This is a genomic window from Amniculibacterium aquaticum, from assembly GCF_003852705.1.
Classification (GTDB): Bacteria; Bacteroidota; Bacteroidia; order Flavobacteriales; family Weeksellaceae; genus Amniculibacterium; species Amniculibacterium aquaticum.
The window spans coordinates 1-1118 of sequence record NZ_REFA01000073.1 but is presented as its reverse complement, the minus strand read 5'-3'; the positions used below and the strand labels follow the sequence as shown (position 1 = coordinate 1118).

1 protein-coding gene is annotated in these 1118 nt (G+C 28.3%); it reads left to right on the top strand.

Annotated elements, in window-relative coordinates; all coding sequences use genetic code 11:
• The first annotated feature begins 32 nt into the window (after positions 1-32).
• Positions 33-524 carry a hypothetical protein gene (locus tag EIY84_RS11765; protein WP_124643403.1) on the top strand — a complete coding sequence of 164 codons (492 nt, stop codon included), beginning with the start codon at positions 33-35 and terminating at the stop codon, positions 522-524.
• Positions 525-1118 lie beyond the last annotated feature (594 nt).

The window sequence follows — 1118 nt, the reverse complement described above, 5'->3', positions numbered from 1 at the left end:
AAACAAGTAAGGATTTATAAAAATTTTAAAACATGAAAAAAACAATTTTTACAACTATTTTGCTTGTATGTGTAACCTTAAATATTGTGATATCTTGTCATAGAGATGACAGTAAGGAAATTACCCAAAATGATATTTTAAACAATAGCATTGTGACAAACCGGATAAAGCCAATTGAAAATGAAAATATTGAAACAAATGGCGACACCATTAAAGTAAAAAGCTCCCCCAATTTTTTGATTAATGGAACGATTATTAATCTATCATCTTACAGTTTTATTAAAAAAAACGATATTCTAAGTTTTCTCGACAAAAAATATTCTTTAGATTTTTCTTCAGAAGAACTATATGTAAAAACTCCTTTCTATGAGGGTAGTTTAAGTGGAATTAATGAATCATTGTTACAAAAAGATACAAATTTAATTGTAATGCTATTGGTTAATGATTATTTACATACAGCAAAATTTCCGAAAACTACTGATATAAATGAAGTTCCTTCCTGCTCGTTTTGGAATACAGTATAAAGTGTCGGTATTGGTCTAAATGCTTCTGCAGCATGGGCTAATTACAATTATAATAACAAAAACGACATAAACTCTGGTCAATTGATTAATTGTATTGCTTTAGGACCTGCCGAACATTCTAATGTAGGAACTGTACATTATGTAACTAGAGCGTACTGTTGTAGATAATTCAAAAAAAAAAAACTATGAATTTATTAATTATAAAACCATTTGAGATTTTATTTTCACTGGCATTTTTAATCATTATTTATGTTATTTCTATCGGAATTTTGTATAGAAAAAAATCAGGAATATTACCATATTTAGTTCTAATATTATTCCCTATATTGGGGTCTATTGCCATAATTCTAAGTGAGGTAAAAATTAAATCATTTTTGAAAAAGTAGAGATAAAAAAACATCGTACAACAGACGGTTTTGTGAAATGCGGAGATTAGGCTCTTGCGTTGAAATTTTTGAGAAATTATTCGCAAAAAGCCTTTTTCTTTTCCTAATTTTTGTATTTTAGCAAAAGGAAAATGGCTTTTTGCTAAGTGTTGAGATTGCATAAGTACTTGATAATCAAAGTCCGCACTTCACAAAGCCGCAAACCGTT